Raw genomic sequence first — 24720 nt, 5'->3', positions numbered from 1 at the left:
AACCGGAGCATCACTCCGGCAGGCTGCAATAGGCGTCGCGATTCACGGTTAAAACGCGCCCGGGGATCAAGGGTTCACACGACTCGCCCTTGCAGGGGATCAATCGGTGCCTCGATCGTGGCAGGGACAAGACGGACAGAGCCGCCCTGCCCCATTTCCATTCGGATGCCGTCAGCTGAGACGGCTGCGGAAATCCTCGTAATCGAACCGGCGGATGCATTCGAGCGAGTCCGTTTCCGAATCCCAGAGCCAGATCGACGGCAGCGGCACGCCGTTGAAGGTCGTGGTCTTGACCATCGAATAGTGCGCCTGATCGAGGAACGCGAAGCGCATCCCCGGCTCGGGACGTTCGGGCAGCACATAGTCGCCGATCACGTCACCCGCGAGGCAGGACGGGCCGCCAAGGCGCACGGGCTGGCCATCGCCATCCTCGCGCTCACCCAGCATGGCGGGGCGATAAGGCGCCTCGATCACGTCGGGCATGTGGCAGGTGGCGGAGATGTCGACCACCGCCACCGGCATGCCGTTGTGGCCGATATCGAGCACCGAGCCGACCAGAATGCCGGCATCGAGCGCGACGGCCTCGCCCGGCTCCAGATAGACTTCGGCGCCAGTGTCTTCCTGAAGGTCGATCAGGAATTCCACCAGCTCGTCGCGCTGGTAATCGGCGCGGGTGATGTGGTGGCCGCCGCCGAGGTTGATCCACTTGAACTGGCCGAAGAAGGGTTCGAGATAGTCGAACGCCTTGTCCCACGTGCGGCGCAGTGGCTCGAAGTCCTGCTCGCACAGGGTGTGCATGTGGATGCCGTCGATCATCTCGACATGCTCTTCGGTGAGCTGGTCGATCGGGAAGCCAAGGCGCGAATGCGGCGCGCAAGGATCGTACTTCGGCACTTCGCCTTCGGGGTGCATCGGATTGACGCGCAGGCCGATGTCGAAGTCCTCACCGCGCGCGCGCGCAGCTTCGATCTGCGACCAGAAGCGCTCGATCTGCATCGGCGAATTGAAGATCACATGGTCCGACAGGCGCAGGATCTCATCGAGATCCTCGGCCTTGTAGGCTGCGCAGTAAGTCGCGATCTCGCCATCGTAGAACTCGCTGGCAAGGCGCGCTTCCCACAGGCCAGACGTGCAGACGCCGTCCAGATACTCGCCGACGATCGGCGCGGTGGACCACATCGAGAAGGCCTTGAGCGCGGAGAGCACCTTGACGCCTGCACGCTCGCCGATGTCGCTCAGCACACGCAGGTTATCCCGCAATTTCGCGGCATCGACCACGAAACTGGGGCTGTCGACGCGCGACAGGTCGAAGTGAACGAAGGCTCCCGGATCGCCGGCGCGGGTTTCCATGACGGGTTCAGTCCTTTTCGGTCAAAGGCAGGACATCGCGCAACAAAACGGCGAAGACCTTGCCCGGCTCCTCGATCATTCCGAGGTGGGCCGAATTTTCCAGCCAGATGGTCTTCTTCGACGGCGCCTGCAAGTGGTCCATCCACTCGCTGGCCAATGCAGCGTCGGTGGTATGGTCGTGGCGACCGATCATCATGACCACCGGCACGTTCATGCGGGTGAGCGCGGTATAGCTGACATCGGCCAGTTTCGGCCAGAGCCGGGTAATCGTGTATTCGGAGCCCTGCCCCCAGGCCTTCACGTCTTCCGGCGTGTAGAGCGGGGAAAGGCGCGGTGCCTTCAGATAGAAATCGGCATTCTCACGGCCCCAGGCGAGCGAGCCGTAAGGGATGGCGAACTGGCGCCAGCCATCGGCCTTGTCGATGGTGAAGCCTTGATCGGGATAGGGGCGCAGCGCTTCCACGGCAGCAGCGGCCTTGGCATCGCCGCGCTTCTTCGCCTCGGCAATGGTCCAGGCCATGCCGCGCCGTTCGCTTTCCTTGAAATCGATGATCTGGCCAAGGCCGACATAGGCGTGAAGCAGATCGGGCCGCTTCGCCGCCACTGCCATGCCCACAGCCGATCCCCAGCTATGGCCCAGCACCACGACCTTGCGCTTGCCATAGCGCTTTTGCAGCCACTCGATCAGTTCGATGGCATCGTCGCGATAGCGTTCAAGCGTGAGGGTCGGCGCGAGCGCCTTTGGATCGTTGAGCGGATAGGAACGCCCGGCCCCGCGCTGGTCCCACTGTACCACGGTGAAGTAGTCTTCCCAGGGCCGCTGGAAGGCCCAGGCAATCGGCATTTCCACCGCGCCGGGGCCACCGTGAATGAACAGCAGGATCGGATTGTCGCGATCAGCGCCGCGAATGTTCACGACCTGCTTCGCACAGCCGAGCGTGACGACTTGCGTCTCGTCCACGCCCTTGGCGGTAACGATGCGATCGATATCCGCGATCACCGCGCGGCCGGGTGCATAAACGTCGGCCTGCTGTGCATGAACCGGCGATGTCAGCGCGCAGCAGGCCAGCATGGCCGCCAGTGCGCGCTTCATCCGAACGGCCCCTTGAAGATGAACCAAGCCCCTGCCCCCACCAGTGAAAATCCGATGACTTCGTTAAGCCCCGGTTTCTGGCCGAACAAGGCCCAAGCCACCAGCACGAAAGCGGTGAGGGAGAACGCCTCCTGAAGCACTTTCAGCTGCCCCAGCGAATAGACCTGACTACCGATGCGGTTGGCTGGGACAGCGAGGCAATATTCGAAGAAGGCGATGCCCCAGCTCATCGCGATCGCCACCCACAGCGCCTTGCCCGGCATCTTGAGATGCAGGTACCACGCCGTGTTCATGAACAGGTTGGAGCCCGCCAGCAGAGCAACCGGCGCCACGAAATTCCAGTTCATCAGCGAGTTCTCAGTCTACGCAGATCGCGGCGGGCGCCTTGCCGTCGCGGAGTTCAGCGTAACAGCCATAAAGCTTGTCCTCGGCCTGACATTGTCCGACCGCTGGCTTGTCGGGCGAGACGTCACCGGCGCTGGCCACGCACTTGCCTTCGCATTGCGACTTGTCCGTGCAGGTCTTGCCCGCATCGGCGAAGCGGTGGACGCACTGCTCCATGCCCATCCGGCCGCGCCGCTGCACGGTGCCGCCGGATTGCTCGCACGCCGCGCGGTCGGCCGCGCTCATCTCGCGCGTCAAACTGCCGGGCTGCGAAGTTTCGCCTGTCGGGGTGACAGGCGGTTTGACAGGCGGCTGGGGACCGTCCTGCGGCGCGCAGGCGGCAAGCGCCAATGCGCCCGCAAGAACGGTCCACAGCCCGCGCATCAGAACGCCAGCGGTCCGTCGAGTTCCTCGACCGTCCAGGGCAGGCCGTGCTTGTTCAGCATGTCCATGTAGGGATCGGGATCGAACTGCTCCATGTTGAACACGCCCTCACCCGACCATGCGCCGGTCAGGATCATGGCTGCGCCGATCATCGCCGGAACGCCGGTGGTATAGCTGACGGCCTGGTTGCCGGTTTCGGCATAGGCATCTTCGTGGTCGCAGATGTTCTTGATGTAGAACGTCTTCTCGCCCGAACCATCGAGCGCTTCGCCGGTCGCGATGTCACCGATGTTGGTCTTGCCCTTGGTGGTCGAACCAAGCGAGCTGGGCTCGGGCAGCACGGCCTTCAGGAACTGGAGCGGAATGATTTCCACACCGTTGTAGATCACCGGATCGATGCGGGTCATGCCCACGTTCTGCAGCACGGTGAGGTGCTTGATGTACTCGTCACCGAAGGTCATCCAGAAGCGCGCGCGCTCCATTTCCGGGATGAACTTGGCGAGGCTTTCCAGTTCCTCGTGGTACATCATGTACATGTTCTTGGGGCCGACGGCTTCAAAGTCGAAGCTCTGCTTCACGCCCATCGCCGGGGTTTCGACGAACTCGCCGTTTTCCCAGTGGCGGGCCGGCGCGGTGACTTCGCGGATGTTGATTTCCGGGTTGAAGTTCGTCGCGAAGGCCTGGCCGTGGTCGCCGCCGTTGCAGTCCAGAATGTCCAGCGTGCGGATGGTCTTCAGCTTGTGCTTCTTCAGCCACATCGCGAAAACGGAGGTGACGCCCGGATCGAAGCCCGAACCCAGCAGCGCCATCAGGCCGGCCTGCTTGAAGCGCTCCTGATAGGCCCACTGCCAGTGGTATTCGAACTTGGCCACGTCCTTGGGCTCGTAGTTCGCGGTGTCCATGTAGTGCGTGCCAGTCGCCAGGCACGCGTCCATGATCGCGAGGTCCTGATAGGGCAGCGCCAGATTGACGACCAGCTTCGGACCGATCGAGCGGATCAGCGCCGAGGTCGCCTCAACATCGTCGGCGTCGATCGCATACGTGCTGATCGTCACACCGGTGCGCTGCTTCACCGATTCGGCGATCGCTTCGCACTTGGAAACCGTGCGGCTGGCGAGATGAATGTCGGAAAAGATATCCGGATTCATCGCCATCTTGTGGACCGCGACCGAACCGACGCCGCCTGCGCCGATCACCAGAACCTTGCTCACCAATCTATCTCCTTGAACGCGCAAGCCGCGAAAGGGCCGCATATAGTGCCCCTGTGTGACAACTCAACTCTTGTGCGGGCCAAGCCCCGCACAAGAGGTTTTTGTTGGTGCGCCTTCGACATCCGTCGAAGGCTTGCGGCACCAGCCCACTCCCCCACCCGACCTCCCACAACAGTGTATCCTGGATGGGAGGTCGGGTGGGGGAGTGGGCTGGTGCCGCAGGTGCGGGCGTATGCCCGCACCGCACCGGGCGTGAGCCCGGATAAGGACTGTCATAAACCGCCATCGTCCCGTCATCACGCGGTCACCCTGTGGAGGCATTGCCGCCACGACACGCCGACCTGGCACCGGGGGACCACTACCATGCCGCACGCACGCCCTGCTTCCGATCTGATCGAGGGAGCGGTCGTCCGCTCGGAATCCTCGCGCACCGCGCGCCTGCTGGACAAGGCTTTCGCGCTGGCTTTCAAGGGTCTGGTCTATGCGCAGATCTGGGAAGACCCGGTGGCGGACATGGCGGCGCTGCAGATCGGGCCGGACAGCCGCGTGCTGACGATCGCCAGCGGCAGCTGCAACGCCCTCTCCTACCTCACCGCGAATCCGGCCGCGATCACTTGCGTCGATCTCAACACCGCGCATATCGCGCTGGGCCGCCTGAAGATCGCGGCGATCCGGAGCCTCGATTACGCCGATCTGCGCAGCTTCATCGCCGAAGCCGACAAGCCGGAAAACGCCGCGATCTATCGTGAGAAGCTGGCCCCGCACCTGGACGAAGCGACGCGCCGCTATTGGGAAGGCCGCGATCTCGTCGGCCGCCAGCGCATCCGGGGCTTCACGCGCGGCATCTACAAGCGCGGCCTGCTGGGCCACTTCATCGGCGCGGCGCATGTGCTGGCCAAGCTCTACAAGATCGACCCCAGCGAAATCCTCGGCGCCGAGACGCTGGAAGAACAGCGCCGCGTGTTCGACGAGCGTTTCGCCCCGATCTTCGAACGCAAGCTGGTGCGCTGGCTGACCGACCAGCCCGCATCGCTGTTCGGCCTTGGCATTCCGCCTGCCCAGTACGACGCGCTTGCCGGCGGCCAGCGGATGGCCGATGTGCTGCGCGCGCGCCTCGAAAAGCTGGCCTGTCACTTCCCGCTGAACGACAACTACTTCGCATGGCAGGCCTTCGGGCGCGGCTATGGCCGTCAGGACAAGGCCCCGCTGCCGCCCTACCTGCAGGAAGCCAACGTGGCGAACGTGCGCGAACGGCTCGGCCGCCTGACGCTGCGCCATGCCAGCTTCACGCAAGTCCTTCAGGAAAGCGCGGACGCCTCGCTCGACCGCTACATCCTGCTCGACGCGCAGGACTGGATGAGCGACGCCCAGCTTACGCAGCTGTGGAGCGAGATCACCCGCACCGCCCGCCCCGGATCGCGGGTGCTGTTCCGCACCGCTGCCGAACCCACCCTGCTTCCGGGCCGCGTGCCGGACGAAATCCTGTCCCGCTGGGATTACCGCGAGGAAGAATCGCGCACGGCTACCGAGGCGGATCGCTCCTCGATCTACGGCGGCGTCCACCTCTACGTGCTGAAGGACTGACGGTGAGCGACACCGCCCTTCCCGCCGATCACGCCGCGCTGATGGACCGCGTCTATCGCGGCCAGCGCCATATCTACGACCTGACGCGCAAGTACTACCTGTTCGGCCGAGACCGGCTGATCCGCGAACTCGACGCAGCGCCGGGCATGTACGTGCTGGAAGTGGGATGCGGCACCGGGCGCAATCTGGAATTGGCGGGCAAGGCGTGGCCCGGCGTGGCGCTTCACGGCTTCGACATTTCCAGCGAGATGCTGAAGAACGCCCGCAAGCGGCTAGGCGCGGACGCTCAGCTCATGACCGGCGATGCCACGCGCTTCGATCCCAAGGCGCTGTTCGGGCGCGAGGGATTCGACCGGATTTTCCTCTCTTACACGCTCTCCATGATCCCCGGCTGGCAGGATGCCCTGTCGCGCGCGGTGGCGGCGCTTTCCCCCGGCGGCGTAGTTCACGTCGTCGATTTCGGCGACCTCGCGGGCCTGCCTTCCCCCTTGCGGGCGGGCCTGCGGGGCTGGCTGGCGAAGTTTCATGTCACGCCTCGGCTCGATCTGCCGATCATGGCGGCGCGCATTGCCGGAGATCGCGGGATGTCGGTTGAATTCACGCGCGGCCCATTGGGCTATTACCAGATGGTACGCCTCGTCCGCTAAGGCTATGCCGATAGACATAGTTGCGGCTATGCCGCGGGGCATGAGTACGAATCTTCAGCGCCGCCCGACCCATGAAGGGGTCATCGAAGCCGCCGCCAAAGTCGCCGCGATCCTGCCGCGCACGCCGCTGCTGCCGCTGGAAGTCGATGGCCGCACGATCTGGTGCAAGGCGGAAAGCCTTCAGCCGGTCGGCGCCTTCAAGATTCGCGGCGCGTGGCACCGCCTTACCGCGCTTTCCGAAGACGAACGCCAGCGCGGCGTCGTCGGCGTGTCCAGCGGCAACCATGCGCAGGGCGTCGCCTGGGCCGCGCAGAGGCTGGGCATCACCGCCGCCATCGTCATGCCCACCGATGCGCCGGCAGTGAAGCTGGCCAATACCCGCGCCTTGGGCGCCGAAGTCGTGCTTTATGACCGCCCCGGCGGCGAGGACCGCGACGAGGTTTCGCAGCGCCTCTGCGCAGAGCGCGGCGCAACGCTGGTCCATGCCTTCGGCGATCCGTGGATCATCGAGGGCCAAGGCAGCGTCGCCATCGAAATCGCCGCGCAGATGGCAGAGCTTGGCCTTGGCAGTCCCGACCTGATCATCACGCCCTGCGGTGGTGGCGGACTGACGGCGGGCCTTGCGCTCGCCCTGCCCGATGCCGCCGTAATTCCGGTGGAGCCCGAGGGGTGGGACGATGTCTGCCGCAGCCTTGCCAGCGGAGAGATCCAGCGCGTCGCCGCCGATGCGCCGCCCACCGCCTGCGACGCATTGCAGACACCGGCGACATGGCCGGTCAATTTCGACGTGCTAAAGGCGCGCTGCCCCTTCGGCCTGATCGCCACACCCGCCGAAGTGCGCGCGGCGCAGCGGCTGGCTTTCGCCAAGCTGCGCCTCGTCCTGGAACCCGGCGGCGCGGCAGCACTGGCGGCGGTGCTGGCCGGCAAGGTGGAACTGACCGACCGCACCGCCGTTGTGCTTTCGGGCGGCAATACCGATGCCGAAGCCTTCGCCAAGGTATTGGCCGGAAACGCCTAAGTACTGGATTGACAAGAGGGCCAGCGCGGCGGACGCTCCCTTGGCAAGCAAGGGAGCGTCCAATGACTGGAATGGCAATCCTGCAACCGGTGGTCGCGCTGGCGGCTTGGACCATGGTCATGTGGTTCTGGCTTTACGGCTCGCGCATTTCCTCGTTCGGCAAGGTCGATCCAGAGGAACTGATCGACGATCCCCATGTCTCGCTCGATCATGTCCTGCCCCCGCAGGTGGAGTGGAAAGCCCACAATTACCGCCATCTGCTGCAGGATCCGGTGATATTCTACGCGGTCTCGCTCACTCTGGCGCTGCTTCGACTGGGGGACGGACTGAATACGCAGGTGGCCTGGGCCTACGTCGTATTCCGGGTGCTCCATTCGCTCGTGCAGACCACCTTCAACCAGATGGTTCCGCGCTTCACGCTTTACGCGCTTTCCAGCTTCTGCCTGATGTTCCTGGTGGCCCGCGCAGCCATTGTGATGTTCTAGACGAAGCTCTCCGGCGGGAGTACTCTCCACGTCGGGAGTGCGTAGTTCGGGAGGTGCTGCGTGAAAACAGTGCGTCGGCAATTGGCCAGTCCGCCGGTGTGTTGGGCCGTTCTTGTGATGGAGGTCGGCTTTCTTGTGCTGACGCTGGCCGTGGTGGTCACCAAGGCGCTGGGAACCAGCTGGAACCTCAGTTGGTCGCTGTTCTTCGTTGGCGTGATCGGCAGTGCCTGGGGCGCAGTGATCTACCAACTGCTCTCGTGCAACGCCGAGGATACCGAGAGTGACGGGAACGCGTGACGTTTCGCCCTGATCGCTGCTAAGGCGCCGCCATGGACTTCGACGATCAGCTGCGCCGCTACTTCGGCACCGACGACCTTGCGACCATCGCGCCGACCACGCTGGAAACCGGGCTGGACCGGATGCGCGTGGACCTTGGCATGGAGAAGGACCGCGCGCGGCGTTTCGCGCTGTGGTCCCTGCTCTACATGTTCGGCGCCTCGCCCGATCTGGACGTTGCGTTCGACAACGAGGATGACCGCAACGCCGCGCGGGACTTCATGGACATGATGGCGAAGGCGCAGGAATCCGACTGAGCCTGAGCGACTGAGGCGAAAACCTCAGCCGCGTTCGAAATAGCTCGCCAGTTCCACATGGGTAGACCAGCGGAACTGGCCCACCGGTCGCAGTTCCACCAGCCGGAAGCCCGCCTCCACCAGCCGCGCCGCATCGCGCGACCAGCTGGACGGGTTGCACGAGATATAGACCACCCGGCCCACGCTGGAATCGGCGATGCAGTCCACCTGTTCGCGTGCCCCCGCGCGCGGCGGATCGAGCACGACGGCCTCGAACTTGCTCAGTTCATCGGGCTGCAGCGGATTGCGGAACAGATCGCGGTGGGCGCTGAAAACCGGCAGCTGCGCGCGGTCGGCGGCGGACTTACAGGCCAGATGCGCATCGCGTGCCGCTTCGGCGGCCAGCACGCGGGTCTGCGGCCCGGCAAGCGCCAGCGCAAAGGTGCCAAGGCCGGAGAACAGGTCCGCCACGGTCGCCGCGCCTTCCAGCCACGTCTTCGTCGCATCGACCAGCGCCTCCTCGCCATCGACGGTTGCCTGCAGGAACGAACCCGGCGGCAGCGGTACCTGAACGCCACCCAGCGTGACCGTAACCGGCACCGGCTCCCACACAGTCTCGAAACCGTAGCCGCCGTCCATCGTCAGGCGGGCAAGTTTATGCTCGCGCGAAAAATCGAGCATCGCCTCGGTCGCGGAGAGCCCCTCCGCGGTGAGACCCTTGACGCCCAGATCGACACCCTGATCGGTCAGCGTCATTTCGATATCGGCGGCCATGCGGGTCTGCTGGTGCTTGCCCGGCTTGCCGTGGCGACCTTTCTTCGCAGGCGCCGCCTTGCCCATGGTGATGAGCAGCTTGCGCAGCGGGCCCAGTACCGCGAACAGTTCCGGCGCCATGACCGGGCATTCTTCCAGTTCGACCAGCCGGTGCGACTTCGCCTCGCGGAAACCGATCGCCACGCGCCCGCCCGAGCTTTCGGCGCGCAAGGATACGCGGCGGCGGGCGTGCGGCGGCGAGAGATAGGGCGGCGCGATCGTTTCGGCGCCCAGTTCCTGCGACGCCGAGGCATTGGCCACGCGCCCTTCCACGAAGGCCGCCAAGGTTTCCTCGTCCAGCTGCTGAAGCTGACAACCACCGCAGCGGCCGAAGTGGGTGCAGACCGGCTGGATATGATGCGGGCCCCATTCCAGGGTGCCGTCTTCATGCAGCCGGTCGCCGGGCGCCGCGCCCCAAGCGAAGCGGCCGGATGCGGTTACGCCATCGCCCTTGGCGGCGATGCGGAGAATTTCTTCGATTTCGTCAGTCACAGGCAGGCCGCTAGCGCAGCCGGCACCATTTGTCCAAGCTGACCGGCGGTAAAGGCGGGCGGAGCGAGCCGCGCCGCCTCTCCATGAAGCCAGACGCCTTCGCAAGCGGCCGCGAATCCTTCGGCGCCAGCGGCAAGGCGGCTGGCGATGCAGCCCGCCAGTACATCGCCCGTTCCCGCCGTCGACAGCCAAGAAGTCGCGCGCGGCGCGCAGGCGATCCGTCCGTCCGGCGCGGCGATCACGGTGTCCGGTCCCTTGGCCACGACGATCATGCCGCCCGCCTTCGCCAGCGCGAGCGTACGTTCCGCCTTGCTGCCAGTGCCTTCGCAATCGAAGGCGCGTTCCAGCGTCATCAACTCGCCCTCATGCGGCGTCACCACCGTCGCGCCGCCGCGCTCAGTGAGATGGCGCGGCCCCAGCAGCACCAGCCCATCGGCATCGACCACCGCCGGAACCCGATCCGCCAATGCGATCGTCAGCCGCTCCCGCGCGGTGGTATCGCGGCCGAGGCCGGGCCCGACCAGTACCGCCGTATTGCGGTCATCGGTCAGCACATCGATCAGCGCGCTCTGGTCCACCACCAGATCCGCAGGCACATTGCGGCTGCTGTCGGCAAAGAGCTTCACATAGCCCGCCCCTGCCCCCTGCGCGGCGAGGCTGGCCAACACCGCCGCCCCGGGCATCGCGCCGCCGACCACCGCCAGCAGCCCGCGCCGATACTTGTGCGCGTCCGCCAAAGGCGCGGTGATCCGGGGCTTGGCGAGCGCAACCGCCGCCCCCTCCACTGCCGCGACGCCGATGGGGACCTGCCGCAGCGCGCCCATTGTGGTCGTGGCCGGCATCAGGAAATGGGCAAATTTCCAGGCGCCCAGCGCCAGGGTGGCATCATAGCGCGGCAGCCCCGGATTGAGCAGCATTCCGCTATCCGACTGCACACCGCTCGGCAGGTCCAGCGCGATGCGATGGTGATGCGCCTTTGCCAGCCGCACAAGCAAAGCTAGGTCCTGTTCGGAAAGCGGCCGCGTCAGCCCGCTGCCGTAAAGGCAATCGACGAAGACATCGCCATGCACTTCCGCGTCCGCGCCCAGCACCGCGCCGTGATAGCGCGCGCGGGCATCGCGCGCCGCATCGGTCCGGGGCTCCGCTGAAGCCACCACCGTTACTGGCCCGCCCCGCTCGCGAATGGCCTCGGCAATCACATAGCCGTCGCCGCCGTTGTTGCCGGGGCCGCAGAGCACCGTGACCGGCCGCCCCGCCGAAACCCGCCAAACCCATTCCGCCGCGCCCAGCCCGGCGATCCGCATCAGCGCCTCTACCGAGGAACCCGACGCGATCAGCGCGTCCTCAGCCGCGCGCATCTGCGCAACGGTCAGGATCTGGTCATTGGGGGGGAGCAGCCTGTGGGGCATGGGACTTCCTCGTTGCCGGGAACAGGTAGCGGTCCGGCCCGACCGAAACGTCGAGCTGCCCGCCTTCCAACCTTGTTACCGCCACTTGCGCCCCATCGGCAACCACCAGCCCGCGTCCATCGCTCACCACCGCGAACCGGCGGAAGCCGCCGTCCGGATGACGGACCAGCAAGGTTAGGCCGTCGTCGCCCTGGTGCCGCTCCACCGCGCAGATGGGCTTGAGATCGCCGGAGCCGGAAACCGCGCAGGGAATATGCTCGTCCCCCTCGGCCACCTTGGGCGCCTCCTGATGCGAGGAGCAGGCGCCAAGCGCGAGAGCAGGGATGATGCCGATCAGAAAGCGAGCCATACCCCTTGGCTACAAGGACTTTCCCGCCGCCGACAAGCGCTCGCCTCGCCCAGCCCGAGAATGGGACACACTGGCAAAGGGGATTAACGCCCGGCGGAAAGCTCCAAAAACAATCGCATCCGTTGGCAGAGAGAGCGAACGGGACTAAGCGTGCGCAATGGCTGACAGCGATCATAATTGGCGTGTCTGGGGCGAGCGCGACCCCTACTACGCCGTGCTCACCCAAGCGCAGTTTCGCAGCGAGAGCATCGATGCCAATCGACAGACATTTTTCGAAAGCGGCGAGGCTTTCGTTTCGCACTGGCTCGGGCAAGTCGAGCGGCATTTCGGCGGCCTGCCGCGCGGCCGCGCGCTGGATTTCGGATGCGGCGTGGGGCGGTTGACCATTCCGCTGGTCGATCATTTCCAGAGCGCAGTCGGGCTCGATATCGCGCCCGCCATGCTGGAAGAGGCCCGGCGCAATAGTGAAGGGAGGCAGATCGACTACCTGCTTTCCGATGACACGCTTTCGCGGGTTGAGGGATCGTTCGATTTCGTGATCAGTTGCATCGTGCTGCAACACATCCCGGTGGCGCGCGGAATGGCTATCCTGAAGCAATTGCTGGATCGAGTGCGGCCGGGCGGCGGCACAATCATCCAGCTTTCGACGAAGCGCAACCACAGCCGCTGGAGCAAGCTGGGGTACCATGTTCGCCATGCCCTTCCCGGCGGGCAAGCGGTGATGAACCTGCTGGGCGGCCGCGCGGCCGATACGCCGGTCATGCAAATGAACGAGTATCCGCTCGATCAGGTGCTACGCCTGTTCGACGAAAGCGGCTTTCCCGAAATGCTGGTGCGTTATGAAAACCATGGCGGCACCGATGCCGCCATGATCCTTGCCCGGCGTTCGCACGCCTAATCCGGTGGCAGGGGGCGAGACACCCCCTGCCCCTTCGATCACTTGCGCTTGAGCTGCGTCACGTCGCGCACCGCGCCCTTGGCGGCGCTGGTGGTCATCGCCGCATAGGCCTGCAGTGCGGCCGAAACCTTGCGCGGGCGCGGGTGAACCGGCGACCATGCATCGGCACCGCGCGCCTCCTGCTGGGCGCGGCGATGGGCCAGCACTTCGTCCGAAACCATCAGGTTGATGGTGCGGCCGGGGATGTCGATCTCGATGGTGTCGCCATTCTCGACGAGACCGATGGCGCCGCCCTCGGCCGCCTCCGGCGAGGCGTGGCCGATCGAAAGGCCCGAGGTGCCGCCCGAGAAACGGCCGTCGGTCAGCAGCGCGCACGCTTTGCCCAGGCCCTTCGACTTCAGGTAGCTGGTCGGGTAGAGCATTTCCTGCATGCCCGGCCCGCCACGCGGTCCTTCGTAGCGGATGACCACGACGTCACCGGCGCCGACCTGCCCGCCGAGAATGCCGGCAACGGCAGCGTCCTGCGATTCGTAAACGCGCGCGGTGCCGGTGAACTTCAGGATGGAATCGTCCACGCCCGCCGTCTTCACGATGCAGCCGTCCTGCGCGATATTGCCGTAGAGCACGGCAAGGCCGCCGTCCTGGCTGAACGCATGTTCCTTGCTGCGGATCACGCCGTTCTCACGGTCGAGATCGAGTTCCTCCCAGCGGCGCGACTGGCTGAAGGCGGTCTGCGTCGGCACGCCGCCCGGTGCGGCCTTGAAGAATTCCTGCACGGAGGGCGCGTTGGTGCGCGAGATGTCCCAGTGGTTCAGGGCATCGCCCAGCGTCTTGGCATGGACGGTCGGCAGATCGGTGTGCAGCAGACCGGCACGGTCAAGCTGGCCGAGGATCGCCATGATGCCGCCGGCGCGGTGAACGTCTTCCATGTGGACGTCGTTCTTCGCGGGCGCGACCTTGGAGAGGCACGGCACCTTGCGGCTGAGGCGGTCAATATCCTCCATCGTGAAGTCCACGCTGGCTTCGACGGCGGCGGCCAGCAGGTGGAGCACGGTGTTGGTGGAGCCGCCCATGGCGATGTCCAGGCTCATGGCGTTCTCGAACGCCTTGAAGCTGGCGATATTGCGCGGCAGCGCGGTCTCGTCTTCCTGCTCGTAATAGCGGCGGCAGAGATCGACCGCGAGGCGGCCGGCTTCGAGGAACAGGCGCTGGCGGTCGGAGTGCGTCGCCAAAGTCGAACCGTTGCCCGGCAGCGAGAGGCCCAGCGCTTCGGTCAGGCAGTTCATCGAGTTGGCGGTGAACATGCCAGAGCACGACCCGCAAGTCGGGCAGGCCGAACGCTCGATCGCCTTCACTTCCTCATCGGTGTAGCTCTCATCGGCGGCGGCGACCATGGCGTCGACCAGATCGAGCGCCTGCTCCTTGCCGCGCAGCACGACCTTGCCCGCTTCCATCGGTCCGCCCGAAACGAAGACCACCGGGATATTGATGCGCAGCGCGGCCATCAGCATGCCCGGCGTGATCTTGTCGCAGTTGGAGATGCAGACCATGGCGTCCGCGCAGTGGGCGTTGACCATGTATTCCACGCTATCCGCGATCAGGTCGCGGCTGGGCAGCGAATAGAGCATGCCGTCGTGGCCCATGGCGATACCGTCATCGACCGCGATGGTATTGAATTCCTTGGCAACGCCGCCCGCCGCCTCGATCTCGCGCGCGACCATCTGGCCCAGGTCCTTGAGGTGGACGTGGCCGGGCACGAACTGCGTGAACGAGTTCACCACCGCGATGATCGGCTTGCCGAAGTCCGCATCCTTCATGCCCGTCGCGCGCCAAAGGCCACGCGCGCCCGCCATGTTGCGGCCGTGGGTGGAAGTGCGTGAACGATAGGCGGGCATTGTGCGAACTCCGGGATTGGTCATGGGGGCGGTGCGCGATGGCGACCGTCTTGCCGCGCCCCTACGCGATGTGCCGGGCTTTTGCGAGGCATAAAATTTCCGGAAATGCGCTTTTTGCTTTTCGGATCGTGCGAGATCAATCTTCCGGTGAGGCTCCGTAGCGGTTCTCACCCTTGCTTCCCGAACGGGCGAGCAACAGCACGAGCACGCCAAGAGCGCCGAGATAACAAAGGTTGTTGAGGAACAGCAGGCCGAACAGCCGCATGTCCGGATCAGGCGCCCCCAGGATGCGGGGCATCTTCGCGAACCCGATCAGCAGAAACGGCAGCGGCAGCAATCCCCATGCGCCGGTGCGACCGGTATCGTGAAGTCTGCGGGCGACGGCGGCGGCAAGCAGCACGATGGTTACGGTCATCAGGCCCTCCATCGTCGCGGCGACCCCGTCCATGGCGGGCATGAACTCCGGATGGCTGCCCTGGATGGCGATTTCGTAGTGACCGGGCCCTGACGTGACTGTGGCCTGATCCGGGTGAGCGCGGGCGAATTCCTGCATCCTGACCATCGCGTCGAAGATTTTCGGAAGCATGACGGCGAACGTCGCGAAAAAGTTCAAACCGATCACGATCCCGGCCCACGGCCAGAACTTCGCACGCGCCTCCCGGCCAGAGAATTTCGCCAGTCGTACAAGGTGATAGCCGATCATGATGCCCCCGGATTTAAGGCCGGGAGACTATCCTTGCGGCAATTGCTTCACAAGTCAGGCGAATGCGGCCGCAACCTCGCGGCAGATACGCGCCATGCGTTCGGCCCAGAGCGCCTGCCCTGCGGCGTCGCCGATCTGGTCCTGCCGGATCTCGATGCCGAGGTAGGGGCGGCCATGCGCTTCGGCGTGGCGGTTCATCGTCGCGTTGAGCACTTTGCCCGAATAGGGAAGCTGGTCGCCGACAACGAGACCCTCCGCCTCCAGCAGCGGGATCGCGATGCGCGCGGCACGGTCGTCCTCGTTATAGAGCACGCCGACGTGCCAGGGGCGCGGCTTGTCGCAGGTCGCCAGCGCGGGCGTGAAGCTGTGGAGCGAGAGGATCAGCGCCGGCTCGGTAGCGGTAAGCTGGGCTTCCAGATCGTCGTGATAGGCGTGGAAGTACTGGGCAAGGCGCGTCGAACGCCCTTGCGCGCAGAGCACATTGCCGGGGATTTCGTGGCCGTCCGACACTTCGGGCAGCAGGCCGGGCGCGTCGAGGTCTCGGTTGAAGTCGCAGACGAGGCGGCTGACGTTGGCGAGCCATGCGGCGATGTCCGTATCTACCATGCGCTCCGCAACGCCGGCAACGCCGATGTCGATGGCGATATGGCGGTTCAGCAGTTCGCCGTCGATGCCAAGGTCAACGCCTTCAGGCACGCGGTTGGAGGCGTGGTCGGCGACGATCAGGATGCCGCCGGCTTGCGGTGTGCCAAGCAGTTGATAGGATTCGGTAATCAACGCAGTTTCCCGGACAATTGCCACCAGTCGGGGCGGGTTGCAGCGATCCTTGCCGCCGCTTCGCTTAAGGCTTGCTGACTGTCGTAAAGCGCAAAGCACGTCGCGCCGGAGCCGGACATGCGGGCGAGGAACGGTCCAGTCTCACGCAGTGCCGCCAGAACATCGGCCACGGCCGGGCAGATTTCGATGGCAGGCGCTTCAAGGTCGTTGCGGCCGGTCAGCGCGATTTCGCGCAAGCTTCCGGTGGGCATCGGGCCACGGTCGATGCGGTCCCAAGCCTTGAACACCGGACCGGTCGGTACCGGCAGGCGCGGGTTGACCAGCAGGACCGGACAATCGGCGAGGTCGTTCTCGGCCACTTCGGCAAGATCGGTGCCCGTGCCGGTGCCGATGCAGGGGCGCGACAGCACGCAAGCCGGTACGTCAGCGCCGAGCTTCGCCGCGCGGGCGTGCCAGTCTTCCGGCAGACCGTGCGCGCGCTCTACCATGCGGAACACTGCGCCTGCGTCGGCAGAGCCTCCGCCCAGCCCCGCCGCGACCGGCAGGCGCTTTTCGAGATCGACCGCCCACCCCGCATCCGGGCCTTTGCCATGCGGCAATGCAGTGAGCGCCTTGGCGACGATGTTGCCGAAGGGATCGTCGATCTTCGCGGCGAACGCGCCGTGAGTCGTCAGGCGATCCGCGTGGGCGGGTGTCGCCGTCAGTTCATCCCCCGCGTCGACGAAGGCGAACAGCGTTTCCAGCTCGTGATAGCCATCCTCGCGCCGTTTGCGGACATGGAGCGCGAGATTGATCTTGGCGTAGGCGGTTTCCGAAATCATCGCACCGTCCATGCGATGCCAGAGCGCTTGGCGCAAGTGCCCTCCCCGGCGCGGGGAGGGGGACCATGCGAAGCATGGTGGAGGGGATTCTCGCCACGGCGCTGGCGTCGGTGTTTGCGGAGAATCCCCTCCGTCAGTCCTGCGGACTGCCACCTCCCCGAGTCGGGGAGGACTGGCACATTACATATTCGGGTAGTTCGGGCCGCCGCCGCCTTCCGGCGTAACCCATTCGATGTTCTGCGTCGGATCCTTGATGTCGCAAGTCTTGCAATGGACGCAGTTCTGCGCGTTGATCTGCAGCTTCATGCCCGAACCGTCCGGATCGACGAATTCGTAGACGCCCGCCGGGCAGTAGCGCGCCTCAGGCCCGGCATAGACCGGCAGGTTGACCCGCGTGGGAACCGTCGGATCCTTGAGCCGCAGATGGCAGGGCTGATCTTCCTCGTGATTGGTGAACGAGTAGGACACGCTGGTCAGACGGTCGAAGCTGATCACGCCGTCCGGCTTGGGATAGGCGATCGGCTGGTAGAGATCGGCGCGCTGCGTGCACGAGGCATCGGTGTGATGCTTCATCGGCTTGGCGAGACCGAAGCCGAACAGCGTGCGCAGCCACATGTCCGCGCCGGCCAGGATCGTGCCCAGCTCGCCGCCCCACTTCGCCACCATCGGCTCGGCATTCTGGACGAGCTTCAGTTCCTTGGCGATCCAGCTTTCGCGCACCGCCGTATCGTATTCGGTCAGCGCATCCTGCTCGCGCCCGGCCTTGATCGCGGCGGCAATCGCCTCGGCCGCCAGCATGCCGCTCTTCATCGCGGTATGCGTGCCCTTGATGCGCGGCACGTTGACGAAACCGGCCGAGCAGCCCGCCAGCACGCCGCCCGGGAAGGCCAGCTGCGGCACCGACTGCCAGCCACCCTCGTTGATCGCACGCGCACCGTAAGCGACGCGCTTGCCGCCTTCCAGGATCGCGCGGATTTCCGGGTGCTGCTTCCAGCGCTGGAATTCCTCGAACGGATAGACGTAGGGATTCTTGTAATCGAGCGCGGTGACGAAGCCGAGCGCGACCTGATTGTTCGCCTGATGGTAAAGGAAACCACCACCCCAGGCGTTGTTTTCGCTCAGCGGCCAGCCCTGCGTGTGGATCACGCGGCCGGGAACGTGCTTGGCGGGATCGATGTCCCACAGTTCCTTGATGCCCAGACCGTAGATCTGCGGCTGGCAATTCGCCTCAAGGTCATACTTGTCCTTGAGCCGCTTGGTCAGGTGGCCACGCGCGCCTTCGCAGAACACGGTGTACTTGCCCAGCAGGTTCATGCCCGGCTGGAAGTCACCCTTCGGATTGCCTTCACGGTCGACGCCCATATCGCCGGTCTGCACACCGATCACGGCGCCATTGTCGTCGTAAAGGATTTCGGCAGCCGGGAAGCCGGGGAAGATCTCGATCTCCAGCGCCTCGGCCTGTTCGGCCAGCCAGCGGCAAAGGTTGCCCAGAGACCCGGTGTAGTTGCCGTCGTTCGACATGAAAGGCGGCTGGATGAAGTGCGGCAGCGCGAACTTCTTCTTCTTGGTCAGGTGCCAGTGCAGGTTGTCCGTCACCGGCGTTTCCGCCAGCGGGCAACCGTCTTCGCGCCAGGTGGGCAGCAGTTCGTCAAGCGCCTTGGGATCGATGGTCGCACCCGAAAGGATGTGCGCGCCCACTTCCGAGCCCTTTTCCAGCACGCAGACAGCCAGTTCGGGATCGACCTGCTTGAGCCGGATCGCCGTGGACAGACCCGCAGGTCCACCGCCGACGATCACCACGTCGTAAGGCATCTCTTCACGTTCAATCATGGCAGTCCCGACTCCTGGCCCCTGTCATCGACCCTAATGTGGGCCTTTTTGCCCCAAAAATTGCGATTCACACACTTAAGCGCGCGATTAATTCGTGTTGTGCCTTGATTGGTGGAATGCGACAGGTCAAGACCCACGCGATGGATCAGGCCCCAAATCGGCAATTTCTGGACGATATCAAATCCGATATCACCGCCGCGCTCGACTGGTGGCGCGATGCAGGCGTCGATTGCGACTTCCAGGACGAACCGCGCCAATGGATCGTGCCGGAAGACGAGCAGGACGAAAACGGCGATCGCCTGCCCCCGCGCCGCGTGCCGGTGGTGGTGGAAGCGCCGGTGGTGCCCACGCGCATCGATCCCGCCCTGCTGCCCGCCGATCTCGACGCATTCCGCGCCTGGTGGCTGACCGAGACCTTGCTCGATGATGGCGGCCCGGTCGGCCGCCTCTCGCCCGAAGGCCAAGCCGGCGCGAAGCTGATGGTGGTGGTTGAAACGCCGGAGGCGGGAGATCGCGACCGGCTGCTGAGCGGACCGCAGGGCAAACTGCTGGACGCGATGCTTAAAGCATTCGGCACCACGCGGGAGGATATCTATCTCGCCAGCGCCCTGCCCCGCCCCGATCCGGTGCCCGATTGGCGCGCCGCGGGGGAACGCGGCGTGGGCGATGCCCTCGCCCGGCACGTGAAATTGGTGGCTCCAGAGCGGCTGATTGTGCTCGGCGGCAACGTTCTGTCGCTGATCGGCCACGACGTGCCGCAACGCACTGCCGTTTTAAGACAATTTGATCATGAAGGAGTGAGTATACCTCTGTTGGCCGGATGGGGGCTTGCCGCGCTGCTGCAGAATCCGCGCGCGAAGGCAGGCATCTGGAGGGCTTGGCTGGACTGGACGAACCCCTGACGGGCGCATCCGGACGGCCACCAAAATGCGGGGTTAGGTCGCACGATGCGGGGAATTTTGACGTGAAAAACTTTGCCATGGCAGCGCGCGCCGCGGGGGTGGCAGCGCTTGCTGTAGCCACGCTGGCCACGACGCCGGCATTCGCCAACAGCGCGGCGGTGGAATATTTCCGCACTCGCGCGGACAGCACGGCGGTCCCTTCGCTGCTCAGCCAGGACGACCGATCGTACTACAAGCAGGCCTTCGCCGCGATCGATGCAAAAGACTGGGCCACGGTCCAGAAGATGCTGTCGGACCGGCCAGACGGCCCCCTGCACCAGCAGCTTCGCGCCGAATACTATCTGGCGTCCGGATCGCCGAAGATCGAACTTACCGACCTGCAGACCTGGCTTTCGCAGGGGACGGAGCTTCCCGGCGCGGACCAGATCAGCCGTCTGGCGCTGAAGCGCGGCGCGCTTTCGGTGCCCTCGGTTCCCAGTGAACAGGCCTTTGCCCGGCTGCCGACGATGGCCAAGCGCGTGCGCCCCGCCTCGATCGACGATGGCACGATGCCCGCCGCGATCGCCTCCGGCATCAACGATCGCATCAAGAACGACGATCCGATGGGCGCGCGCCTGCTGCTGGACGGTATCGATTCCGGCCTCAGCGCCTCTTCGCAGGCCGAATGGCGCCAGAAGGTCGCCTGGGCATTCTATATCGAAAACCAGGACGCATCCGCCTACCAGATGGCCCAGTTGGGCGCGATGGGCGGCGGCCCGTGGGTGGGCGAATCGTGGTGGACTGCCGGGCTTGCCGCATGGCGCCTGGGCGACTGCGACGGCGCCGCCGACGCTTTCGACAAGACCGCGAAGAATTCCGAGAACAGCGAACTAACCAGCGCCGCGCATTACTGGCGCAGCCGCGCACTGGTGCGTTGCCGCAAGCCGGAAGCCGCCGCCACCGAACTGCGCCTTGCCGCCGCGCGGGACGAGACGCTTTACGGCATGTTGGCCGCCGAACAGCTGGGCATGCGGCTGCCGGAGCAGCATTCGGGCGCGGACTTCACCTCGTCCGACTGGCAGACGCTGCGCGACACGCCGAACATCCGTGCCGCCGTGGAGCTTTCCGAAATCGGTGAGGACGGGCTGGCCGACGAAGTGCTGCGCCATCAGGCGCGCATCGGCAGCGCATCTCAATATGCCTCCATCAGCCGCCTGGCGCGCGATCTTGGCCTGCCCTCGACCCAGTTGTGGATGGCCTACAACGCGCCTGCGGGCGGGCGGCCGGAACCGGCCAGCCGCTTCCCGACGCCCAAGTGGACCCCGGCCGGCGGCTGGAAGGTCGATCCGGCACTGGTCTATGCGCACACGCTGCAGGAATCGATCTTCCAGACCAGCGTCGTCAGCCCTGCCGGCGCGCGCGGGCTGATGCAGATCATGCCCGCCGCCGCGCGCGACCATGCCTCGCTGCTGGGCGTTTCCGGCACGGCCACCGATCTCAACAAGCCCGAAGTGAACCTGGCATTCGGCCAGCAGCACTTGCAGACGCTGCGCGATTCGTCGGGCACCCAAGGCCTGCTGCTGAAGGTCATGGCCGCTTACAACGCCGGGCTGGTGCCGATCACGCGCTGGAACACCGAAGTGAACTGCGGCGGCGATCCCCTGCTGTGGATGGAATCGCTGCCCTACTGGGAAACGCGCGGCTACGTGAACATAGTGCTGCGCAACTACTGGATGTACGAGCGTCAGGCCGGCGGCCCTTCGGAAAGCCGCATGGCGCTCGCACAGGACATGTGGCCGACCTTCCCGGGCCTCACCGGCTCGCAGGGCGTGCGCATGGCAGCGAATGGAGCAATAGTGCGTGGCCATTGATCGAGAGCGTCAATTCAAGCCCATCAACATTGCCCTGCTGACAGTTTCCGACACCCGCACGGCCGAGAACGATACCTCGGGCGACATTCTCGAAGGCCGCATCCGCAAGGCGGGCCACAACCTTGTCGTCCGCGCGATCGAGAAGGACGATGCGGCGCGCCTCGCCAGCCGCTTCAACAACTGGATCGATGACCGCGAGATCGACGCCATCATCGTCACCGGCGGCACCGGCCTGACCGGCCGCGACGTGACGCCGGAGGCAATCGACCGGGTGAAGGACAAGGACATTCCCGGCTTCGGCGAACTGTTCCGCTGGATCTCCTACAAGACGATCGGCACTTCCACAGTCCAGTCGCGCGCCTGCGCGGCAGTGGCGCGGGGCACTTACATCTTCGCCCTGCCCGGCTCCAACGGCGCGGTGCAGGATGGCTGGGACGGCATCCTTGCCGAACAGCTCGACAGCCGGAATCGGCCCTGCAATTTCGTGGAACTGATGCCGAGGCTGCGCGAGGTCTGAAGCGCCTGCGCGGCGTCAGTCCCCGCGTGCAGCGTTGCCGATAAATCCCAAGTGCAGGCCGCGCGCTTCCAGATCTTCGTCTTGTGCCATCCACGCCGCAAGCAGGCAGATCGCTCTTTCGTCCTGCGGCTCAATGTTGCGGAGAGCCTCCGGTGCTATCGTCCAGTCGCCCGGCGAAAGTTCCTGGAGAGCTGCGCCGGCACGCCAGCCGCAATGTATCTAAACGGCGCGGAAAAACGCGGTGGTATCGTTGAAACTACCCAACTGCGGCAACCCTTCCAGCTTGCCGATATCGGCAAGACTTTTGCGGACGGATGCAATCATCTGCGGGCGTAACGCGGCCTGGCTGTAGGCAGCGTAGCCCTCCTGCAAGCCTAAATCTTCGAACGAAACCTCCTCGTCGGACGTCGCAGCAAAGATGCAGGCAAACTGACTATCGCTGGCGCGCGCTCACCTTTATCCGTACGACATCGGCTTCAAGATCATTGTCATAGGAAACGATGATCCCGCCGCGATCCAGTCCGCAATCCGCCAGAGCGGTGGCGACCTGTTCCTGAGCAGGCTGGGGCGGCGGCAAATCCGGCACTAATGCGTCTCGTCAGCCGAACAACGGCAGACGAGCGGCTTCCGCATCGGACAGCGCAATGCCCATGACGTCACGCAAGGTGCGGGCGTAGTCGGCTGCGTCGGCAATCTCACGCGTTTCGCTGGCGCCGTTGCGGTAGATCGTCAGTTGGCGGCCGGTCATCGCCGCGAAACCGCCATCGAGGGCCACGCTGGCGACGCAAAGCGTGGTGAACCGCGTGTCGGGACGGGTGGACGTCCAATGGTTGCCCATCTCCAGATCGTCCTGCGCCACTTCGGCCAGATCGAAGCAATATTGCGGCTGCCAGTCGCCATGCGGTGCGCTGCGCCCGTCGGTGGCGCTGGCCGGGCCTGCGCGTTCGATGCGCCATTCACCGCCCAGCGATCCGCGTTCGCCGCTGCGCAACAGCCGGTGCCACGCGCCATCCGTCGTCTGCACTTGCGCGCCGTCTTCCAACGGCAGCGGCGGGACGTAACTGCCGCCGAAACCGGCGTCCGCGATCCACGCCGCGCCGGCCATGTTCACCAGCAGCAGTGTATGCGTGCGCGGCGGGGCAGCGTGTTCGGGCAGCCCCAGGAGCACGCGCGCCAGCAGGGGGCGATTGACCAGGCCGAGGGCGCTCAGGGCATCGGAAAACAGGCGGTTCTGCTCGAAGCAGTAGCCCCCGCGCCCGCGCCCGACGAGTTTGTCGAATACGCTGGCGCTGTCGATGCGGATGCCCTCGCCCAGCGGGATCGCAAGATTCTCAAAGCCGATCGCGCGGCGATGCGCCTGCTGCATCGCGGCGAGCCCTTCTGGATCGAGAGCGGGCGCGGCCGTCAGGCCGATGCGGGCGAAGTAGCGCGAGAGGTCCATGTCCGCTCTAGAGCACTCCCGCCCACCCGCGGGCAAGCCTGTTGATAAGATTGTGTGTAATGATGGGATAGGATGTTCGGAAGCTGTCGAAATGGAGTGGGTATTGCTGGATAACTGGCTGCATCCCTGTTGATAAATGGTGTACAGCCGGTGGACCAACTGTGTACTTCCCGTGGGTATCCTGTGGAACCACAGCAGCAGGCAAGGCCGCTTGCCGCTGTGAGTGGCGCAAGAAATCGGGATCCCCGCCTTCGCGGGGATGACGGGAACGGCAATACCCAATCCTCGCCTCACGGCTTATGGCGTATGCTACAAGGTCTCGCCGCTCAGGCTGGCCTTACTGTGCCGCGAGGTCGAGGATATGCGGCACCAGCATTGGCCATGAGCGGAAAAGCGTGTGCCCACTCTGGCCCGAATGAGTCTCGATCGAGCGATCGTTCCACTCGTCGTTGCCCCATGGCGGGTCGATGAAGCGCGATTGCGGGATCAGGCGATGCACCCATTCGGAGGTTGCGCGGGTATGCGAAAGATCGCTGGTGCCCGACCGGAACACTAGCGTTGGCATCGTCAGCCGCGCAAAATCGCGCTGGGCCATACCCGGTACCGGGCTCACCGGCGAGGGAACATAAGCCGCCGCCCATTTCTGCATGACGGCGATGAACCGATCCGGATCCTGCGCCAATATGTAGTCGCGCGCTTGGGGGCTCTTGGCGAGGTTCTCGGCCCAACTGGTCGCCTGCAGCACCGCCTCCATGCCGCCCCGGCTGGCCAAGGTGCCCGCTTCCCCGCAGTAATAGGTGGCAAGTTGCATCAGGCCGATCGGATCGCCCGAAATCCACCACAATGCGAGGTGTGAGCAAATCTCCGGATCGCGCGCTGCCGCCAGCATCGATACGCGACTGCCGCCCGATCCGCCGGCGATCACCGTTGGCCCAAGGTCCAGCTTGCGGATCAGGCCGGCCAGCGCCTCCGCCTGCATTTCGGATTCGCTCTCGCCCAGCAGGCATGCATCGGATGCGCCGCAGTTGGGCCGATCATAGATGAGCACGCGGCGGCCGGCTTTCACAAAGCCTTCCGCCATTTCGCGCAGCCCCGGCACGTCCATCGTGAAACGTCCACCCGGCGTCAGGGCCACCGCCGGATCGCCCTCCTTGCCCAGCAACTCAAAGGCAATGCCGATTCCACCCACGTCGATCCGAGGCATCCGCGTTCTCCCCAAAGCGCCCTTCGGGGCGTCGTGGCGGAGATGCTCGACCGCAAGCGACATTCGCGCAAGGCGGCGGGCAGCGCCGCGA

At 65.2% G+C, this 24720-nt stretch carries 26 protein-coding genes; 10 read left to right on the top strand and 16 right to left on the bottom strand.

Annotated elements, in window-relative coordinates:
* Positions 1-171: 171 nt before the first annotated feature.
* The 5 genes from ACZ1JC_RS18180 to ACZ1JC_RS18160 are packed head-to-tail and all read right to left on the bottom strand — an operon-like array spanning position 172 to position 4422.
* Positions 172-1350 carry a carboxynorspermidine decarboxylase gene (locus ACZ1JC_RS18180; RefSeq protein ID WP_465135542.1) on the bottom strand — a complete coding sequence of 393 codons (1179 nt, stop codon included), beginning with the start codon at positions 1348-1350 and terminating at the stop codon, positions 172-174.
* Positions 1351-1357: 7 nt separating this feature from the next.
* Positions 1358-2443, bottom strand: coding sequence for an alpha/beta fold hydrolase (locus ACZ1JC_RS18175; RefSeq protein ID WP_465135543.1), 1086 nt, complete (start codon positions 2441-2443; stop codon positions 1358-1360).
* Entirely contained in the window at positions 2440-2790 is a 351-nt protein-coding gene (locus tag ACZ1JC_RS18170; protein WP_465135544.1) for a DMT family protein, read from the bottom strand. The genes ACZ1JC_RS18175 and ACZ1JC_RS18170 overlap by 4 nt, the downstream gene beginning before the upstream one ends.
* Before the next feature lie 10 nt (positions 2791-2800).
* Positions 2801-3211 (bottom strand): hypothetical protein, encoded by a 411-nt coding sequence (locus ACZ1JC_RS18165; RefSeq protein WP_465135545.1) that lies wholly within the window; start codon positions 3209-3211, stop codon positions 2801-2803.
* Positions 3211-4422, bottom strand: coding sequence for a saccharopine dehydrogenase family protein (locus ACZ1JC_RS18160; RefSeq protein ID WP_465135546.1), 1212 nt, complete (start codon positions 4420-4422; stop codon positions 3211-3213). The genes ACZ1JC_RS18165 and ACZ1JC_RS18160 overlap by 1 nt, the downstream gene beginning before the upstream one ends.
* Positions 4423-4785: 363 nt before the next feature.
* Here ACZ1JC_RS18160 and ACZ1JC_RS18155 point away from each other — a divergent pair, with 363 nt between their 5' ends.
* The 6 genes from ACZ1JC_RS18155 to ACZ1JC_RS18130 all read left to right on the top strand — a co-directional run bounded on the left by ACZ1JC_RS18155 (position 4786) and on the right by ACZ1JC_RS18130 (position 8749).
* Complete coding sequence (locus ACZ1JC_RS18155) at positions 4786-6006, top strand: BtaA family protein (RefSeq protein WP_465135547.1); 1221 nt, start codon at positions 4786-4788, stop codon at positions 6004-6006.
* 41 nt (positions 6007-6047) lie between these two features.
* Positions 6048-6653, top strand: a complete 606-nt coding sequence (locus ACZ1JC_RS18150; RefSeq protein WP_465138551.1) for a class I SAM-dependent methyltransferase — start codon at positions 6048-6050, stop codon at positions 6651-6653.
* 40 nt (positions 6654-6693) lie between these two features.
* Entirely contained in the window at positions 6694-7671 is a 978-nt protein-coding gene (locus ACZ1JC_RS18145; RefSeq protein ID WP_465135548.1) for a threonine ammonia-lyase, read from the top strand.
* A 62-nt stretch (positions 7672-7733) separates the two neighbouring features.
* Positions 7734-8156, top strand: coding sequence for an MAPEG family protein (locus tag ACZ1JC_RS18140; RefSeq protein WP_465135549.1), 423 nt, complete (start codon positions 7734-7736; stop codon positions 8154-8156).
* Between the two features lie 60 nt (positions 8157-8216).
* On the top strand, positions 8217-8453 hold the full coding sequence (locus tag ACZ1JC_RS18135; RefSeq protein WP_465135550.1) for a hypothetical protein: 237 nt from the start codon (positions 8217-8219) through the stop codon (positions 8451-8453).
* A 32-nt stretch (positions 8454-8485) separates the two neighbouring features.
* On the top strand, positions 8486-8749 hold the full coding sequence (locus ACZ1JC_RS18130) for a hypothetical protein (RefSeq protein ID WP_395333873.1): 264 nt from the start codon (positions 8486-8488) through the stop codon (positions 8747-8749).
* Between the two features lie 24 nt (positions 8750-8773).
* On the opposite strand, the gene ACZ1JC_RS18125 is transcribed toward ACZ1JC_RS18130, so the two are convergent.
* The 3 genes from ACZ1JC_RS18125 to ACZ1JC_RS18115 are packed head-to-tail and all read right to left on the bottom strand — an operon-like array spanning position 8774 to position 11791.
* Positions 8774-10033 carry a class I SAM-dependent RNA methyltransferase gene (locus tag ACZ1JC_RS18125; RefSeq protein ID WP_465135551.1) on the bottom strand — a complete coding sequence of 420 codons (1260 nt, stop codon included), beginning with the start codon at positions 10031-10033 and terminating at the stop codon, positions 8774-8776.
* On the bottom strand, positions 10030-11442 hold the full coding sequence (locus ACZ1JC_RS18120) for an NAD(P)H-hydrate epimerase (RefSeq protein WP_465135552.1): 1413 nt from the start codon (positions 11440-11442) through the stop codon (positions 10030-10032). Before ACZ1JC_RS18120 ends, ACZ1JC_RS18125 begins: the two co-directional genes overlap by 4 nt.
* Positions 11414-11791 (bottom strand): hypothetical protein, encoded by a 378-nt coding sequence (locus ACZ1JC_RS18115; RefSeq protein WP_465135553.1) that lies wholly within the window; start codon positions 11789-11791, stop codon positions 11414-11416. Before ACZ1JC_RS18115 ends, ACZ1JC_RS18120 begins: the two co-directional genes overlap by 29 nt.
* A 157-nt stretch (positions 11792-11948) precedes the next feature.
* Between ACZ1JC_RS18115 and ACZ1JC_RS18110 the strand changes: the two genes are divergently transcribed.
* Positions 11949-12689 (top strand): class I SAM-dependent methyltransferase, encoded by a 741-nt coding sequence (locus ACZ1JC_RS18110; RefSeq protein ID WP_465135554.1) that lies wholly within the window; start codon positions 11949-11951, stop codon positions 12687-12689.
* 38 nt (positions 12690-12727) lie between these two features.
* Here the strand turns inward: ACZ1JC_RS18110 and ilvD are convergent, their stop codons facing one another.
* The 5 genes from ilvD to ACZ1JC_RS18085 form a co-directional block, all read right to left on the bottom strand.
* Positions 12728-14584 carry a dihydroxy-acid dehydratase gene (gene ilvD / locus ACZ1JC_RS18105; protein ID WP_465135555.1) on the bottom strand — a complete coding sequence of 619 codons (1857 nt, stop codon included), beginning with the start codon at positions 14582-14584 and terminating at the stop codon, positions 12728-12730.
* A 136-nt stretch (positions 14585-14720) separates the two neighbouring features.
* Positions 14721-15287 (bottom strand): DUF805 domain-containing protein, encoded by a 567-nt coding sequence (locus ACZ1JC_RS18100; protein WP_465135556.1) that lies wholly within the window; start codon positions 15285-15287, stop codon positions 14721-14723.
* A 54-nt stretch (positions 15288-15341) separates the two neighbouring features.
* The gene (locus tag ACZ1JC_RS18095; RefSeq protein WP_465135557.1) at positions 15342-16064 is read right to left on the bottom strand and encodes an N-formylglutamate amidohydrolase; all 723 of its coding nucleotides are present in this window, start codon (positions 16062-16064) and stop codon (positions 15342-15344) included.
* Positions 16061-16897: a 4-(cytidine 5'-diphospho)-2-C-methyl-D-erythritol kinase gene (locus tag ACZ1JC_RS18090; protein ID WP_465138552.1), complete on the bottom strand. Its 837-nt coding sequence runs from the start codon at positions 16895-16897 to the stop codon at positions 16061-16063. Before ACZ1JC_RS18090 ends, ACZ1JC_RS18095 begins: the two co-directional genes overlap by 4 nt.
* A gap of 168 nt (positions 16898-17065) precedes the next feature.
* Positions 17066-18715: an electron transfer flavoprotein-ubiquinone oxidoreductase gene (locus tag ACZ1JC_RS18085; protein ID WP_465135558.1), complete on the bottom strand. Its 1650-nt coding sequence runs from the start codon at positions 18713-18715 to the stop codon at positions 17066-17068.
* A gap of 116 nt (positions 18716-18831) precedes the next feature.
* Between ACZ1JC_RS18085 and ACZ1JC_RS18080 the strand changes: the two genes are divergently transcribed.
* The 3 genes from ACZ1JC_RS18080 to moaB all read left to right on the top strand — a co-directional run bounded on the left by ACZ1JC_RS18080 (position 18832) and on the right by moaB (position 21984).
* Complete coding sequence (locus tag ACZ1JC_RS18080) at positions 18832-19617, top strand: uracil-DNA glycosylase family protein (RefSeq protein WP_465135559.1); 786 nt, start codon at positions 18832-18834, stop codon at positions 19615-19617.
* Between the two features lie 77 nt (positions 19618-19694).
* Positions 19695-21467: a lytic transglycosylase domain-containing protein gene (locus ACZ1JC_RS18075; RefSeq protein WP_465138553.1), complete on the top strand. Its 1773-nt coding sequence runs from the start codon at positions 19695-19697 to the stop codon at positions 21465-21467.
* On the top strand, positions 21457-21984 hold the full coding sequence (moaB, locus tag ACZ1JC_RS18070) for a molybdenum cofactor biosynthesis protein B (RefSeq protein WP_465135560.1): 528 nt from the start codon (positions 21457-21459) through the stop codon (positions 21982-21984). Before ACZ1JC_RS18075 ends, moaB begins: the two co-directional genes overlap by 11 nt.
* 219 nt (positions 21985-22203) lie before the next feature.
* On the opposite strand, the gene ACZ1JC_RS18065 is transcribed toward moaB, so the two are convergent.
* The 3 genes from ACZ1JC_RS18065 to ACZ1JC_RS18055 all read right to left on the bottom strand — a co-directional run bounded on the left by ACZ1JC_RS18065 (position 22204) and on the right by ACZ1JC_RS18055 (position 24629).
* Entirely contained in the window at positions 22204-22356 is a 153-nt protein-coding gene (locus ACZ1JC_RS18065; RefSeq protein ID WP_465135561.1) for a hypothetical protein, read from the bottom strand.
* Between the two features lie 226 nt (positions 22357-22582).
* Positions 22583-23425 carry an arylamine N-acetyltransferase family protein gene (locus ACZ1JC_RS18060; RefSeq protein WP_465135562.1) on the bottom strand — a complete coding sequence of 281 codons (843 nt, stop codon included), beginning with the start codon at positions 23423-23425 and terminating at the stop codon, positions 22583-22585.
* Between the two features lie 337 nt (positions 23426-23762).
* Positions 23763-24629: an alpha/beta fold hydrolase gene (locus ACZ1JC_RS18055; RefSeq protein WP_465135563.1), complete on the bottom strand. Its 867-nt coding sequence runs from the start codon at positions 24627-24629 to the stop codon at positions 23763-23765.
* Positions 24630-24720: the final 91 nt, after the last annotated feature.

Source organism: Sphingomonas sp. BL-S-28 (genome assembly GCF_055521515.1).
This window is presented reverse-complemented; position numbering and strand designations above follow the sequence as displayed.